This window comes from Sporosarcina sp. AD_1, from assembly GCF_057373025.1.
In genome coordinates this window covers 171,581-187,240 of record NZ_JBPVIR010000006.1, presented here as the reverse complement: position 1 = coordinate 187,240, position 15,660 = coordinate 171,581, and the positions used below count along the sequence as shown (strand labels likewise).

13 protein-coding genes are annotated in these 15,660 nt (G+C 40.3%); 3 read left to right on the top strand and 10 right to left on the bottom strand.

Features of this window, described 5'->3' with window-relative positions; translation table 11 throughout:
* Nucleotides 1-109: 109 nt before the first annotated feature.
* Nucleotides 110-817, top strand: a complete 708-nt coding sequence (locus ACSW3C_RS13225; RefSeq protein ID WP_486563098.1) for a DNA alkylation repair protein — start codon at nucleotides 110-112, stop codon at nucleotides 815-817.
* A gap of 138 nt (nucleotides 818-955) precedes the next feature.
* On the opposite strand, the gene ACSW3C_RS13220 is transcribed toward ACSW3C_RS13225, so the two are convergent.
* Together ACSW3C_RS13220 and ACSW3C_RS13215 are read right to left on the bottom strand one after the other, a co-directional pair.
* A complete protein-coding gene (locus ACSW3C_RS13220; RefSeq protein WP_486563096.1) occupies nucleotides 956-2,164 on the bottom strand; it encodes an MFS transporter in 1,209 nt (402 codons plus the stop codon).
* A 369-nt stretch (nucleotides 2,165-2,533) separates the two neighbouring features.
* The gene (locus tag ACSW3C_RS13215; RefSeq protein ID WP_486563094.1) at nucleotides 2,534-3,070 is read right to left on the bottom strand and encodes an HXXEE domain-containing protein; all 537 of its coding nucleotides are present in this window, start codon (nucleotides 3,068-3,070) and stop codon (nucleotides 2,534-2,536) included.
* A gap of 415 nt (nucleotides 3,071-3,485) precedes the next feature.
* Between ACSW3C_RS13215 and hpaB the strand changes: the two genes are divergently transcribed.
* The gene (hpaB, locus tag ACSW3C_RS13210) at nucleotides 3,486-4,949 is read left to right on the top strand and encodes a 4-hydroxyphenylacetate 3-monooxygenase, oxygenase component (protein ID WP_486563092.1); all 1,464 of its coding nucleotides are present in this window, start codon (nucleotides 3,486-3,488) and stop codon (nucleotides 4,947-4,949) included.
* Between the two features lie 94 nt (nucleotides 4,950-5,043).
* Here hpaB and ACSW3C_RS13205 read toward each other — a convergent pair whose 3' ends face one another.
* On the bottom strand, nucleotides 5,044-6,117 hold the full coding sequence (locus ACSW3C_RS13205) for a phosphotransferase enzyme family protein (protein WP_486563090.1): 1,074 nt from the start codon (nucleotides 6,115-6,117) through the stop codon (nucleotides 5,044-5,046).
* A gap of 397 nt (nucleotides 6,118-6,514) precedes the next feature.
* Between ACSW3C_RS13205 and ACSW3C_RS13200 the strand changes: the two genes are divergently transcribed.
* The gene (locus tag ACSW3C_RS13200; protein WP_486563088.1) at nucleotides 6,515-6,895 is read left to right on the top strand and encodes a hypothetical protein; all 381 of its coding nucleotides are present in this window, start codon (nucleotides 6,515-6,517) and stop codon (nucleotides 6,893-6,895) included.
* Nucleotides 6,896-7,650: 755 nt separating this feature from the next.
* Here ACSW3C_RS13200 and msr(D) read toward each other — a convergent pair.
* The 7 genes from msr(D) to ACSW3C_RS13165 form a co-directional block, all read right to left on the bottom strand.
* On the bottom strand, nucleotides 7,651-9,114 hold the full coding sequence (gene msr(D), locus ACSW3C_RS13195) for an ABC-F type ribosomal protection protein Msr(D) (protein WP_340704953.1): 1,464 nt from the start codon (nucleotides 9,112-9,114) through the stop codon (nucleotides 7,651-7,653).
* 120 nt (nucleotides 9,115-9,234) lie between these two features.
* Nucleotides 9,235-10,452, bottom strand: coding sequence for a macrolide efflux MFS transporter Mef(A) (mef(A), locus tag ACSW3C_RS13190; protein WP_340704952.1), 1,218 nt, complete (start codon nucleotides 10,450-10,452; stop codon nucleotides 9,235-9,237).
* Between the two features lie 434 nt (nucleotides 10,453-10,886).
* Nucleotides 10,887-12,461, bottom strand: coding sequence for a recombinase family protein (locus tag ACSW3C_RS13185; RefSeq protein WP_340704951.1), 1,575 nt, complete (start codon nucleotides 12,459-12,461; stop codon nucleotides 10,887-10,889).
* 3 nt (nucleotides 12,462-12,464) lie between these two features.
* A complete protein-coding gene (locus tag ACSW3C_RS13180; RefSeq protein ID WP_340704950.1) occupies nucleotides 12,465-12,878 on the bottom strand; it encodes a recombinase family protein in 414 nt (137 codons plus the stop codon).
* On the bottom strand, nucleotides 12,879-14,444 hold the full coding sequence (locus ACSW3C_RS13175) for a recombinase family protein (protein WP_340704949.1): 1,566 nt from the start codon (nucleotides 14,442-14,444) through the stop codon (nucleotides 12,879-12,881). It abuts the gene before it with no gap.
* A gap of 61 nt (nucleotides 14,445-14,505) precedes the next feature.
* Nucleotides 14,506-14,742: an SHOCT domain-containing protein gene (locus tag ACSW3C_RS13170; RefSeq protein ID WP_486563087.1), complete on the bottom strand. Its 237-nt coding sequence runs from the start codon at nucleotides 14,740-14,742 to the stop codon at nucleotides 14,506-14,508.
* Nucleotides 14,743-14,937: 195 nt separating this feature from the next.
* Nucleotides 14,938-15,639, bottom strand: coding sequence for an N-acetylmuramoyl-L-alanine amidase (locus tag ACSW3C_RS13165; RefSeq protein ID WP_340704947.1), 702 nt, complete (start codon nucleotides 15,637-15,639; stop codon nucleotides 14,938-14,940).
* Between the last annotated feature and the right edge of the window lie 21 nt (nucleotides 15,640-15,660).

The following is a 15,660-nucleotide window of genomic DNA, read 5'->3' as shown; positions in this document are numbered from 1 at the left end:
CTCTTATTACGTATCACTATTATGCTTGACGTGTACGCATTTCGCCATTCTTAATGATAAAATAGTACGTATATAATCGGGAGCAACTGTTAGAAAGGGAGTGTGGGCATTGGACTTTGAGACTGTGATGCAGGAGCTGGAAGCCCTCGGCAAGGAGCGAACGAAAAAAATATATCTATCCAACGGGGCACATGAGCCTGTTTTCGGCGTAGCTACCGGGGCAATGAAGCCGATCGCCAAGAAAATAAAAATCAATCAGCCATTAGCTGAAGAACTGTATGCGACCGGAAACTATGATGCCATGTACTTCGCAGGCATTATCGCAGACCCGAATGGCATGACAGAGGCGGACTATAATCGATGGATCGACGGCGCGTATTTTTATATGCTTTCTGACTATGTCGTAGCGGTCACTTTATCTGAATCGGAGATTGCACAAGAGGTTGCAGACCGATGGATCGCAAGCGGCGATGAACTCAGAATGTCAGCTGGCTGGAGCTGTTACTGCTGGCTGTTAGGGAACCGGAAGGACCATGAATTTTCGGAGAGTAAAATCTCTAAGATGCTCGATATCGTGAAAGAGACGATTCACGATTCCCCTGAACGGACGAAATCATCTATGAATAACTTTCTCAATACAGTTGGCATTTCTTATGTACCCTTGCATGAAAAGGCACTCGAAACGGCAAAGGAAGTCGGTATTGTAGAAATCAAACGGGAGAACAAAAAACCTAGCCTGCTGAATCCTTATGAGAGTATACAAAAAGATGTGGAGAAGGGAAGACTTGGTTTTAAGCGAAAATATGTAAGATGTTAACGTAATAGCGGCCTTCCTGGAATATAGGAAGGCCGCTATAGCTACACAATATTTGGTCCTTACAATCCTTACTTTAGAACTGAAATAAAAAACGCCAGGCACTCAAATCTTATGATGAGTGCCTGGCATTTTTATTTGTTAAGCAACCGCTTCGGTAACCTTCTGCGCATTTGCTCTCTTTACCGTCAGCATGACTGCGAAGGAGATACAATACAAGCCTGCTAGGTAAAGCATTGCCACTTTCATATCGTAGCTTTGCAAAATATAGCCGACCAGGAGCGGGGAAAATCCGCCGACTGCCCGTCCGATGTTGAAAATCGTGTTTGTCGCTGTGCTCCGGATTTCAACGGGATACAAGCTGCCGATCAACGCGCCGTACCCTGCGAACATTCCGTTGGAGAAGAAACCGACAATGGCTCCGCCTAAGAGCACCATGACAGCCCCTGTCGCACTGGCATACAGAAACACCGCGCAAGCAGAAGCAAGTAAGAACATGCCATACGCTCGCTTCGCCCCAAACCGGTCCATGATCCGGCCAAACGTCAGCATCCCGATAATCATGCCGACTGCTGTACTGATTGTCCAAAGCGCAGAACCGGAAACCGATAAGCCTTGTGACTTCTGCAGCATGGATGGCAGCCAAATCATCAAGCCGTTGTAGCCTGCAATTTGAACTGTCGCCATGAGCATCAACGCAAGTGTTGTACATGTTGTTCTTGGATTTTCAAACAACTGAAGAAGCTTTCCTTTATCCGCTTTTGCCGTCTTTTTCATTTTCTGTGCAGCAATCCATTCCGGCGACTCATCCAAATTCTTGCGGACGATAAACGCGAAGATGACAGGCAGAACACCAACAAAGAATAGCGCTCTCCATCCTAAAGTCGGCAAGATGATCGCGCTGAGCAACGCTGCCAAAATGACGCCGTATTGCGCGCCGACACTAACATAAGAAGATGCACGGCCTTGCTTATTCTTCGGCCACGCCTCAGCTACAAGCGCCATCCCGATTCCATACTCACCGCCTGCACCGATTCCCGCGATAAACCGGAATACATACACTTGCTCAATGCTTGTCGCAAGTCCTGTCAACGCTGTGCCGATTGCAAATAATATAATCGTATACGTAAACACTCTAACGCGGCCATACTTATCCGCCAATATCCCAAACACAACTCCACCGAGAAGCATGCCGATATTCGTAATAGATGAAATCAACCCGCCTGTTGCAAGGTCAATGTGAAATTCTGCAATAATCAACGACATGGCAAACGAGATAAACATAATGTCCATGCCTTCCAGCGTCAAACCTGTAACAGACGCCACTACCGTCTTCTTCCGATAATCCATTCCGTATTCCTCCAGTGTACTCAAGATGTACTGCGCCTCTTTTTGAAAGAATGGATTGATCCAATTCCCCTTACCGGCCTCACAGAACCGGTTTAAAAAGAGCTGCCTCTAGGTGTAGGCAAAATAAAATACCCTTCCGTCTGCAAGGACAAAAGGGCATGAATAAACAAGATATCGACATTTGAACTCAGCAGACGATCTTCCATCCACCATCCCGAGTACAAATCAACACGGCTATTCAGCTACTCTTTTCGGCCTCACAGGACCGGCTTAAAGTATTTTTTTATAGTGTAGCAGAAAAGCATGGTCCTTTACTACTGGAAATTACGGCGAAATAAAAAGTTCTATTTGTCTGTCAATACCGCAATTCTAGACTGCTTTTTTCCCAACCCAATGAGCAAACAGCACAACTGGAATGATGAATAGGATGAAAGGCAGGCTGATATAAATGGTGTTCCAAGTAATCACTTGATGATCAAACAAGGATATGTACAAAATCAACGTGTAAGGAAGGACAATGAAAATAGAAGTAACCACGCCAGGTGTCAGGGATCTGAGAAGAACGGACTGGCCAATGTGTGTAAAAACATGAACGAAGAAAACAGTGATCATGATGGTAAAAAAATAAATGTTGCCAAGCGGCCCTTCATTCACATATTGACTTGCCATATAAGTGGAGCTGCTGACAAATAGAAAAATAACAACGACCGCTACGGCAAATTGAGCCGTTGTCATGGAAAACTGTTTTATTACCCGATCAGCCAACTTTTTGGGCAACCTATCATAAAAAACATTTGAATTTTTAACCATCCATTTTTCAACCAGTATGATTTCTTCCAAATCATGAAGCACAAACACAATCGGAAAGAGCCAAATCAACGTTTGGACATTTAGCCATTGCTCCATCCCATTTCCTCCCCTTCCAGCCCTCCTATGATCACCAACCCATTTACCACGGATTGGCAGCTCATACAAAGAATACTCCATTTACAGCTCTTCGTACAGCTGCCGCGCATTAAACATAACCAAGCACGCATAATCTCGCACAGCTGCGCATAAACCAGCCAAAGCGAGCATAACAGCCAAACAACCGCGCAATTATCAACCCGAGAAACGCATACCAGACGGTAAACCGCGCATATAGGCACAGGAAACGTTGCTTGGCTTCTTCTACATCACCCCTCTGTAAAACCGTGAACTTCAACTAATATAGAATGTGGCGAAATGCCAGCATCTGCAACAAAGGTATATGTACAAGCTCTATATACATAGATTAACTTTATAAAATCTTGTTCATTTGTTTAAAATTGGGGAGTGAAATATGGGAGCAATTAACGGGAAAGATTATATAAACCGATTAAATCAGCTACATAATGAGATTTGGTATGACGGTAAAAAAGTGGAGGGGCCGGTCTCTGAACATCCCGCCTTCAAGGGACTGATTCAGTCAAAAGCGGCTCTTTATGATATGCAGCTTGACCCGAGATTCATTGATGAAATGACTTATATTTCAGCGGAATCCGGAGAACGCATTGGCCTTTCCTATTTGCAGCCAAAAACGAAAGAGGACCTACTCAAACGAAGAAAAATGATGGAACATTGGGCTCGGTATTCAGGCGGGATTATGGGGAGAACCCCAGACTATTTAAACACGGTGCTTATGAGCTTTGCTTCCTCAGCCTCTTTTTTCATTAATAAAGACTACTGTTTCCCAAATCACCTGCAAGCATTTTATGAAATGGCCCGGGAAAATGACTTATCCTTTACTCACACCTTCATTTCTCCACAAGTGAATCGTTCAGCGATCTATATGGAAAATACCGATGAGCCCATCGCTGCAAAAGTAATTGAGAAAAATGAAAAGGGACTCATTATTAAAGGGGCTCGCCTGCTAGCGACGCAAGGCGGATTAACAGATGAGGTATTAGTATTCAGCGTTGGGAAGTTTCTATTTAATGAAGACGAAGCGTTCGCTTTTTCAATCCCTTCCAATACGAAAGGTCTGAAGTTTATTTGCAGGGACAGCTTTCTAGGCGGTACATCTTCCTTTGATCACCCGTTAAGCTCGCGGTTTGAGGAGATGGATTCCATAGTTGTCTTTGATCATGTCTTAGTACCCTGGAATAGAGTATTTTATTACAACAATGCCATAGCAGCTGAAGAGTTTCCGACTCAAAGCTCGTTCCATCCTTTTGCCAAGCACCAGGTTGTCACTCGCCAAATTGTTAAAACAGAGTTCATCCTAGGGATTGCTGAGCATTTGATCCAAACAATCAAAATTAGCGAATATCCGCATATTCAAGAAAAGATGTCAGAAATCATCACGGGACTCGAAACAATGAGAGCCTTGTTGGAGAAGTCGGAGAACAATGCATCGGTAGATGAATGGGGGTATATGCGCCCTGAAATTTTCCCGCTTCAAGTTGCAGGAACCATTTTTCCTAAAATCTATCCTCGGTTCAGCGAAATTATCCAGCTGATCGGTGCAAGCGGAATGATTAACCTGCCAACCGAAAACGCCTTTCATTCGGCCATACGAAGTGACCTCCATTTATATCTCCAAGGAGCCACGAAGACCGCAGAGGAACGGGTCAAAATCTTTCGGTTAGCGTGGGATCTGACGATGAGTTCATTCGGAACAAGACAAACCCAATACGAACGGTACTTTTTCGGCGATCCGATTCGTTTGGCGAGCGATTTATATAAAAAGTATCCGAAGAGTGACTATGTAAAGACCGTGAGTCGTTTTTTGAACCTCAATGAAGATGATTCCATACCCAAGTAATCAAATAAGCAGAAGGTAGTCCGAAGAATTCACCAGCAATTCTCGGATGCCTCTGCTTTTTTTTGCTTGTGCGTTACTTATAGCGCCACTTTATTTATACATTCTGTTCTTCAATTTCAAAGGGTGCCTCGCATGAATAGATCTCATCGAAGAAACCCCTGTACGGAATGTCTTCCTCCACACACTTGATAAGATACAGTAACTCCTCATCACACACTGGATTCATTTTATTATTCTTCATTACCTGAAACGCATCTAGGATATTCTCCATAATTGTTGCATTAATAAATACTGGCAACTCATGTAGCAAAGCATCAGTAATTTCAGTTTCGGACCTATACCCGTCAAGAATGACCTTGAAGTAATCCTCCATAAACTTTCTACGTTTATGATGATCAGGCTCGAATTGGATCCACCCCACCCCTAGGGTCCAAAGATCAGCAAGGTCATACATATAATGGCCAAAACAGGAATTATCAAAGTCATACACCGTAATTCGCCCGGTATCAAAGTCAATCGAATAATTCCCGTCATTAAAATCAAAATGAATCATACCGTAACTTTCTTTAGTTCGGCTGATGTTTTTCATTGATTGAATCAGTTCTTTCAGTTTGGTCTTAAGCAAGGGCAGTGTGGCGGGAATCAGCTCATCGATGTAGGCTTCATTGTATTTGTCAAAAAAATCATATCTGCGATGAACAGGAGTATATTCTTTGGATAACTGATGGAGTTTACCAAGGACCTTGCCACAATTATAATAGTACTCCGTTATATCTACGCCATCCCGGTATCTATAATTGTTTTCCACTAACAATTTTCCTTTAGCTTTTACAAATACACTGACAAAGAACGTCTTGCCTTCAGAGTGAATTGGTTCCACCATATTCCCATCCAATGAACTGACAACATTTGATACACTGCCACCATGATAGAATAGGTATTTCATATATTCTACTTCAGCGAGATAATCCTCCAGGCTTCGATCGTTTAAGCAAGAAACCCTAATTATTTTTGTTTCTTCCCCCTCTTTTTCACAGCTATAAACTACATTTCTCCCTCCCTCGTGCGGGGAAATCAGTTCAGTTTGATATTCTTCCAACCCATATAAATTTGAAATGGTTGAAAGCAAAATTTCATCACAAGTTGGGACAACTTCGTTTCGCGTCATATGCTCCTCCTTTTTTCTAGGCGGGATTCAGTATCGTTCCCTTTCAGTAGTAATAAAAATTTTATTTTCAATAAAATACCTCTTTCGTAAAAGTTAATATAATACAAATAATTATGCCATATTGATTATATAGATTCCATACTTTTCTAGTACTATAACTCTGAAGAAAACAGTACGAATATAGATCGATCTTTTTTCGTTTGAAATACCCATTAGCATCTGAGGAAAGAGTTGAAACATAAGGAAGGGACCAGCGTTTCATTTAGTTATGTTTTTGAAGAAAACTGTGAAGGAAATACCGGACTGTTTTTAGAATAATGCTATAGTTAACAATAGGTTTACCTAGGGCTGACATTAAAACAATCCATGCGTTCTGTTATGGGGGAAGGAGAATGACTTGAAAAAGTTCTTTATACTCACTGCACTGACTTTACTACTAGCAGCATGTCAAAGCGAAGATTCATCCCTTCAATTCAATGGTTCTAGTACAAACTGGTCAGTAGAATTAGTGGTGGATATTCTAAATGGTTCCGAAGAAAAACAGCTTCAAATTGATTATAAAGGAACAGAACCGGTAGAATCGTTTAATTATACAGTTCATACCAATACGACTGATGGTAATTCATTTGGTGCAAGAAACGTTACCATGGATATTGAAGGACGATATAAAAACAAAGATTTGAGTTCAAACAGCCCTTCATTTACTTCGGAAGATGTAATCACTATAACAATTGATTGGGATGATCAAAGTGAACATATTCAACTGCAAGCAAAATAAAATTCGCTTTACTTTCATATTCTTATCCCGTATTTGTCACTATTCCTAAATTAGGATACAATCCTGCAGAACCAATACAGCAGGAACTATTGAAAAGGTAAATCAAAAAGCGAGCGACATACAGCGAAGATGTCGGCGGCGGAAGATTGTTATTATAGGGGGTTTGCGGTGCAAGCCAAAACAACACATTCCTTTTTAAGTAGAAAAAAATCCCCCCGAAAAAATTTCGGGAGGATATGTTTTGTTAATCCTGTTTTGTTTCATTTAAATTTAGCAACGCCACACACTCCACATGACTCGAGAGGACAGAATGAATGTCATTTGAGTATGCCTGTTCTCGGAAACATATCTACTTCATTTTTAGAGCTATCGGTAGACGGGAACATATCGACCCAAGCAACCACTCAATTTACGAAAGGGACACTCTATTTAAGAGTGCCTCGGATTTAAGTTCCCTTTTCCGCCGTGGTAGAAAGGCCCGAGTCTAAAAGTTTTTCATTAATTGCTCTTTCCATTTATTAATATTAACGATTGCATTTTGCTCCCAACCTAAATATATATCTTCAATTGTCATTGCCCAAAGTCTTAGTTCACGCTTTCTTGCGTTGCTTGGTAAAGGGTTTGTTACCAACCTCCCTTATTTAAATTATTTTAATATTCATTAATGTAATGTTTGCCAAAGAAAAAAGTCTTTTTACTTTAACAATGAAGCCGCCAGCCAGAGAAGCCTATTCTGACCAGCGACTACCTTACGTTTAATGTTTCAGATTTATTTTCTTATCACTAATTTCATAAATCACATCAGCCACATTATCAAGCAACCGTTTGTCATGGGTGATAAACACTATAGTTCCAGCATACTCCTTCATTAAAATTTCCAAAGCCTCTAAGCTTGGTATGTCAAGGAAGTTGCTTGGTTCATCCATTAGTAGGATGTTATATCTGCCCATAAGCATTTTAGCTAGCAACAATTTTATAATTTCTCCGCCGCTTAAAACAGATAAACTTTTCCCAATATCGTTTTGTTTAAACCCCATCGAGGCTAGCACTGAACGAATTTCTGAAACATTGTAATCACTATCTTCCTGCATAAACTCCAATACTTTCTTATTACTGTCGTACTTGTAACCATTTTGTGCAAAGTAGCCTATTTTTGCCTTAGGTGAAATAGATATTCCATCCTCATGGTTTAAGATCATTTTGATTAAAGTTGATTTTCCGGTTCCATTACCACCAGTTAATGCTACTTTTGCGCCAAGCGGAATTTGAAAAGATGCTTTTTCAAACAATACCTTATCTCCAAATATTTTATTAATTTCCGTACCGATAATAGGATATGGATTGTGGAGCTCCAATGCTTTACTTTGCCTGAAACGAATCCTGCGAATGTCTTCTGGAGCTTCTACATTTCCTAAGGCCGCAATCCTATGTTCTAGGGATTTAGCGGCATTATGCATCTTTTTTTCCTTACTTCCTATAGATTTTTGATGAGCTAAACGCCCTCCGCCTTCAGTACTTTTTTTCTTTGAAGCACCTTTTGCCTTCTGTCCTATTTTACGAGCCTGTTTTCGCTTTTCCTCTGCAGCCCTTTCCAATCGGGCACGTTCTGCAACAAATTGTTCGTATTCTGCAGCTTGGCTCTTGCGTTCTTCTTCTTTCTGGCGAAGATAATCAGAATAGTTTCCCCAATACTCAGTGATTTTGCCATCTTTCAGTTCCCATATTTTATCTACTACCTCATCAAGAAAATAACGGTCATGGCTAATAACTAACAGTGCACCTGTAAAATATTTTAGCTGTCCAATTAGAAAATCAATTCCTTCACGGTCTAAATGGCTCGTAGGTTCATCCGCTAAAATACCATGAACCTGTGCTGATAAAGCCTGTGCTATTTTAAGCCTTGTTTCTTCACCACCGCTCATGGTCTGTATATCTAATTGTTCAACACCAAGCTTTCCTACAAGTGCAAAATCTTTTTCTTTCTGCAAAGTTACTTCGTCTAACTGAGGGATATAGGCAAGTTCACCCAGACGATTCAATTTACATCCTGGGGGAGTTAATTCTCCTAAAAGTACCTTGAGTAGAGTGCTTTTCCCTGCACCATTTGCTCCCACTAAACCAATACGGTCATAATCATATACTTCTAATTCATCTATATCTAAAACATCGCGTCCTTTGAATTCCACACGAATGTCTTTTGCTTTTAATATCAATTCCATAACATTATCCTCCTGTCTATAATCGCATGTTTTCATTTGCTTGTACGCAGGGAAAACCCTGCGATTTAAGCAGGAAGAATTACATGAAAATAAGATACATAAATATCCCTCCAATATTGTTTATTTTAAATCTAATTTTCTAACCTCAGTTATCATGGGGCAAACAATAGCAATGCCAATAATTAAAATACCTGATAGTAAAAACCAATGATTTACACCGATCCTATCAGCAAAGAACCCAGAAAGAATTAACCCAATTGGCATTGCAAGTGACATGATACTTCCGGTCAAAGAAAATACACGTCCTAAATATTCAGGCTTAATTTTCTCCTGAAAAAGAGCTGTTTGCACACCGCTATAAAACGGCACCGAAAGCCCCATTATTGCACAGCAAACTACAAATATAACAAATCCACTTGGAGGAAGTATTCCTGAAACGGCTAAACTGGCCCCCATTATAAAAAACGAACCTGTTATTAGTAGTACACGCTTTTTGAAACTTCCTAATCTCCCCAATAGTAAGCCTCCTACTAGCATTCCAGATGCAAAAGCGATTTCGGTAATAGAAATATGCACAGGTGTTCCATTAAAGTATTCCATGCTTATTAAAGGAAATAGTGCATTAATTGGCATATAAACAAACGTATATAGTGTTCCTAAGAGTAATAAGGCAAATAATCCTTTGTTTTGTCTCAGTACGACAATTCCTTCTTTCATTTCTCTTATGAAATTTGGTTTCAAGCTTTGCACTTGATCGCCCAGCTTAGGAATACGTACAATTGCCACCGTAATAGACGCAATCACAGCACCTAATACATCGATGGTAATAATAGCATTTAATTCCCAAACAGAATATAACAATGCTGCAACCGCCGGACTAACAATATAGCTTATAGACTGCAAAGACTGACTATAGCCTGCGCATTTCGTCAGCTGCTCTTCTGGTACTAAAAGTGGCGTAACTGCATTGAGTGCTGGGGTATGAAAAGCTGTTCCAACGCTGCGGATAAACAATACTACCATAACCATCCAGACAGGTAGCTCCATATACAATGCAACAATAGCAAGCACTGCCCCAGCTGCTGCGATAATTAAATCAGCACCAACCATTATCTTCTTCCTATCATGACGATCCACTAATACACCAATTGCAGGTCCAAAGACCGCATAGGGTAAAAAACCTACTAGTGAAGCCATAGACAAGACCATCGCAGATCCTGTTTTTTCTGTAAGGTAAAAAATAATCGCCATTTGCAGGATAGCACTAGTGATTAATGATACTGCCTGCCCTGCCCATATTGTATAAAACTTAAGTTTCCAATTGTTGTTGTTTTCCATTTATATTATCTCCTGCATATTATTTTGCTTGAATTTCTATTTTGAATAGCATTCTAGGCAATAAAAAATGCAGGCCTAAATCCACAATGTGGCTTTTGGTCTGCATACATACAACTTGGAAACATTCATATTAAAGACATAGCTAAATAAAGGTATAGTTAAATAGCCTATATCCTCACCGTAACTAATGAATGCTCAATATCGTATAAATAAGCACAACAAAAAAGCCTATCATCGGGGATAGATTCTGCCTTTTTTATTGCCAGCTTATCTTAAACGCATTGAGGCTGTCATAGTTTCGGTTCCTCCTAAATTCTTATTTGTATCATCGTACATTTTAACACAATAAGGTGATATATTCAATATAAAAAATATAAAAGCAGGAAAAACCGCCAAAGGGCGATATTTTCCTTAATTGCGGTTGACCCAATAATCTATATCATTTCCTCAATCGTCACACCTGATTTGAATTCTACAGTGAGCTTTTCTTCATATATCGTTACTTTTTCAATAAGTCGCCTTACTAATTGCTCATCATACTCCTCCAACTCACAGGATTGCTCATTCAAAAAATCAGTCATTTCAGCGATTCGTTGCCTTTTCCCTTCTCGCTCTGCATTCTCTACAAGTGCATTTTGCTTTAACTCCCGAAGTCGATAAATTTCGTCAGCCACTTCTTCATAGTCATTCTTTGATTTTGCTTGTATAAGAAGCTGTTGCTGTAATTCTTCCAATTTGCCATCAATATCGTCAGTGGCATTATCATTTTCTTCATTAAATACAGTAGCTATGTTTTTCTGCAAGGTTGAGAGGAAGGGTTCTTTGTTAGCCAAAAGTTCGTTAATGGCCTTGACCACTGCTGTCTGCAATGTTTCCTCGTTTATGGTTGGGGCCATGCATTCAGACCCTTTTTCCTCCAATCGGCTGACGCATCTCCAAACAATAGACTTGTATCCTCGGTTATTCCAATGTACCCGTCGGTAAATATCGCCGCAATGACCGCAGTACACAATACTCGATAAAGCATACTTGCTGCTATAGACTCTCTTTTTACCGCCTTTACCGCCACGCAGGTTGGCTCTTCGAACCATTTCTTCTTGAACCTGCATAAAAAGCTCCCTTGGAATAATCGGCTCATGACTGTTTTCTACATAATACTGGGGAACGATGCCGTTATTCTTGACCCGTTTTTTAGAAAGGAAATCAACCGTATAAGTCTTTTGTAGAAGGGCATCACCGATGTACTTTTCATTCTGCAATATCTTTTTCAGTGTTTCTGGTCTCCATTTAGCTTTGCCTGCCGCTGTAAGAATACCGTCTGCTTCTAGTCCTCTTGCTATTTGTAAAAGACTAGCTCCTTCAAGGTACTCTCTATAAATCCGTTTAACAACCTCCGCACCCTCTGGGTCGATGACTAGTCGCTTGTTTTCGTCCTTGGTGTACCCAAGGAAACGCTTGTGGTTGACCTGAACTTCACCTTGTTGATAGCGATACTGAATACCTAGCTTTACGTTCTGGCTTAAGGATTGGCTCTCCTGTTGGGCAAGAGAAGCCATAATGGTCAGCATGATTTCGCCCTTAGAATCCATGGTGTTAATATTCTCTTTTTCAAAGAATACGGCGATGTTTTTATCCTTTAATTGACGAATGTATTTAAGGCAATCCAACGTGTTTCTGGCAAATCGGCTGATGGATTTTGTGATGATCATGTCTATTTTTCCTGCCATACACTCTTCAATCATACGGTTGAACTCTTCACGCTTCTTGGTATTTGTACCTGTGATACCGTCATCCGCAAAAATACCTGCCAATTCCCATTCCTTGTTCTTCTTAATATAGTTTGTATAATGTTCAATCTGAATTTCATAACTTGAAGCCTGCTCTTCACTATCCGTTGAAACACGACAGTAAGCAGCTACTCGTGTTTTGGGTTTGCTTTCACTATTATTATTATTGTTTCCGATTCGTTTAATTGCCGGAATTACTGTGACATTCCTACTCACTGCCACTTGTTACACCTCACTTTCTATTAAACTGTAGGCATATTCGGCCTGCTTGTATGGATCTTCATATTTTTGCACTAGAGGTTTTGCTTTGAACTTTACAGGGTAGGTCGTTTCCGGCACATCTTTAGGTTCCCATATCCTTCCGAGCTTTTCTGCTCTTTTTCGTTTTTCCACCCTGGCTTTTTCAAAGGTCTCCTCATCAATAATGGGAGGGTAAAATTCATCGCCAAGGTAGTGCTTGTTCTGTAACATCTTACCTGCTGTGCCATGATAACAATCTATCCCAGCTTTTTTAGCAGCTTCCTTCAAAGAAAGGCCTGCCAAGTAACCTGAGAATAATTCTTTTATCTGCTCAGAAGCTTTTTCATCCACAACAGCCTTTCCATCCTCAATTCTATATCCATAGGGTGTGTGACCCATCTAATTCACCAACCTTTCCTTCAATGTGATTCCACATTTTAATTCAAAACCTACTTTCTCCCGTGAAAAGACCATAATCCTCTCTACGTAATCTTCAAACAACTCATCCTCATAAGCTGTGAGCATTTTGGACTTAGTGGCAAACTTAATCAGACGGTCAACTTCATCTACTTTTGCAAAATTGCCATTGACGGAACGAGTAAGTTGATCCTTTTCGGCAAGAAGCCTTTCTCTTTCTGCCTCCAGTGCATTCTTTTCTTTATTAAACAGAGCAGGTTCCAGATACCCTTTGGCCATTAAACCTGTCAGTACCTGGCTCTGCTCCATGTTGTTTTCAATTTTAGTTTCCAGCTCTTCAATTCTACGAAAACTCGCTGCATTGTTCTGGTTACGTAACGCCTGCAAAAGTGGTCTTAATATGAACTTCTGACCAAATATGAGTTTATTCATCATCGTAACAAATGCAGTCTTTATATCTTCATCTCGAATGAACTGCATAGAACATTCCGTTATATTGCTTATATGCTTACTGCAGCACCAAGCAATGTATTTTCTTGGACCAGATGAATGAATCCGTCTTTTAAAGGTACTGCCACATTCCGAGCAGATAATTTTGCCAGAGAAAGAATATCGGTTTAGATATTTACTGTTGCGCTTTTCGATGCCTTTTTCCTTTGCTCTCTGATTGAGAATGGCATCTACAGCTTCAAAATCTTCATGGCTGATAATTGCCTCATGGTGGTTTTCTACTAGATACATATTTTTCTCACCATAATTGGTGTGCCTGTTAAAATGGCTATCAGTATAAGTCTTTTGCAAAATAACATCGCCAGTATATTTTTCATTGGTTAGAATCCCTCGAATAGTAGTAGCCGTCCAACGACCTCCTCTTTTTGAAGGGACACCCTTTTGATTAAGATCATTAGCAACCTTCTGTGTGCCTTTGCCCGATAATACCTCTGCAAAAATATACTTTACAACTTCAGCCTGCTTGGGATTTACTATCATCTGACCGTCAATGTTTTGATATCCATACGGTGGGTAGGAAATTTTAAAGGTTCCGTTTTGGAATCGTCTTTGAATTGCCCATTTCGTATTTTCAGAAATTGAAATTGACTCACTTTCAGCAAGTCCACTTAAAATGGAGAGCATCAATTCACTTTCCATTGAACCCGTATTGATGTTTTCCTTCTCAAAATAGATATGAACCCCAAGGTCGATCAGTTTTCGAACCATCTCCAAGCAATCTGTAGTATTTCTCGCAAATCGGCTAATTGACTTTGTAATGATTAAGTCAATTCTTCCAGTTTCACAGTCTGATAACATTCTAAGTAGGTCAGAGCGGTTTTCCTTTTTCGTGCCGCTGATTCCCTCGTCATAATACAAGCCTGCGTATTCCCATTCTGGATTTGCCTTTATGTAGCTCTCATAATGGGCCTTTTGTGCTTGCAAGCTGACAAGTTGTTCATCACTGCCTGTAGAAACTCGGCAGTAGGCAACTACTCGTATTTTTGGCTTAATAAAAGAATTGGCCGTATTTCCTTCTATTTTCGTTATCTTTTTCATCCTCTCACCTCCTTCTTGGTAGGTCACATATTACCTCTGAAACCCTTATATATCAACGATTTCATGGCATTATCTCCGCTAAAAAGGGGGAGAAAGTTTGGCGATTTAGAGCGTCTATCTTGTTGAATTCCACCTCTGTTATTAAGCCTTTTCCGAGCATCTTTCTTAGCATGTTTTCTGCCTGGATATAATCAAACTCACGCTGTAGCTGTTCCTGTGATACCCTCTTTAATTCAATACTTTTGTCTATAATCTCGTCTGAAATTTTTGTAACTTTTTTATCCTCGTGCTGATTCACTAGGAAACACCTCCTACCTAATAGCCGTGGGAACAGGTCGAAGTTGAGGATTTGTAAAATTTAACGTGAATCAGAGCATAAAAAAAGAGCCTGCAAGGGAAGAACCCCCACAGGCTGGATAAATCTAATAGTTTAATATTTTATTTGGGAACCCGATGAAATTCTAGGAGCACCGCTTTTTAGCTTGCCAATTGATTAGTCATACTTAATAAATGCATCCTTAAAGCCTGCCTTTTTAGCTTTGGCAAGCTGTGCCTCAGCATTTGCTTTGTCCAAATATGCACCGATCTGCACACGATAATATTTCTTTTTCACTGGCTCTGATGGTTTATTTTCTGTGATAAGTAACTTCTTCACATCTGCTCGAAAGGTATTCATACTCTTTCCATGCTTAGGAAACCAATGCATCACATCCGCATGATTACTGGCAATGCCCAGTTTATAGCCTTCACTGTGACAGATGATATCTTTCTCACTAAACCCATAGAGTTTGCAAAGATATACACAAAGCTCCGTAGCTTCCTTATAAACTGCATTAAAATACGAGGCATCGGTCAAACCGTCCTCGCAGATTTCAAATCCAATATGAGAATTATTTGCAGTTCCTCCAGCATGCCAACCTCTGTGATTCCAAGGCAATGTTTGATAGGTAGCAATGGAACCATCTGCTAATTTACCAATAAAGGCATGGACACAAACTTGACGGCCTCCAGGTTTATCTTGATTCCAATGGTTATTGTATTGATTCCTCCCGAGCAAGCCATCGTCTGGGCCAACGTATCGCTTGAGCCATGGGTTATTGGCACCGGTCGAGTGAACCATGATACCCTTGGGTTTTATAGTTCTGCCCGCCTTGTAACAAGCGTTTTTTGTAAGTATTAGTTTACGTAAATTCATTATAATCACCTCTAATTAGAC

Bases quoted from the DNA above. Each gene is read 5' to 3' on its own strand.
- ACSW3C_RS13220 (WP_486563096.1), bottom strand. From the start codon at position 2,164: ATGGATTATCGGAAGAAGACGGTAGTGGCGTCTGTTACAGGTTTGACG.
- ACSW3C_RS13215 (WP_486563094.1), bottom strand. From the start codon at position 3,070: ATGGAGCAATGGCTAAATGTCCAAACGTTGATTTGGCTCTTTCCGATT.
- hpaB (WP_486563092.1), top strand. From the start codon at position 3,486: ATGGGAGCAATTAACGGGAAAGATTATATAAACCGATTAAATCAGCTA.
- ACSW3C_RS13205 (WP_486563090.1), bottom strand. From the start codon at position 6,117: ATGACGCGAAACGAAGTTGTCCCAACTTGTGATGAAATTTTGCTTTCA.
- ACSW3C_RS13180 (WP_340704950.1), bottom strand. From the start codon at position 12,878: ATGGGTCACACACCCTATGGATATAGAATTGAGGATGGAAAGGCTGTT.
- ACSW3C_RS13175 (WP_340704949.1), bottom strand. From the start codon at position 14,444: ATGAAAAAGATAACGAAAATAGAAGGAAATACGGCCAATTCTTTTATT.
- ACSW3C_RS13165 (WP_340704947.1), bottom strand. From the start codon at position 15,639: ATGAATTTACGTAAACTAATACTTACAAAAAACGCTTGTTACAAGGCG.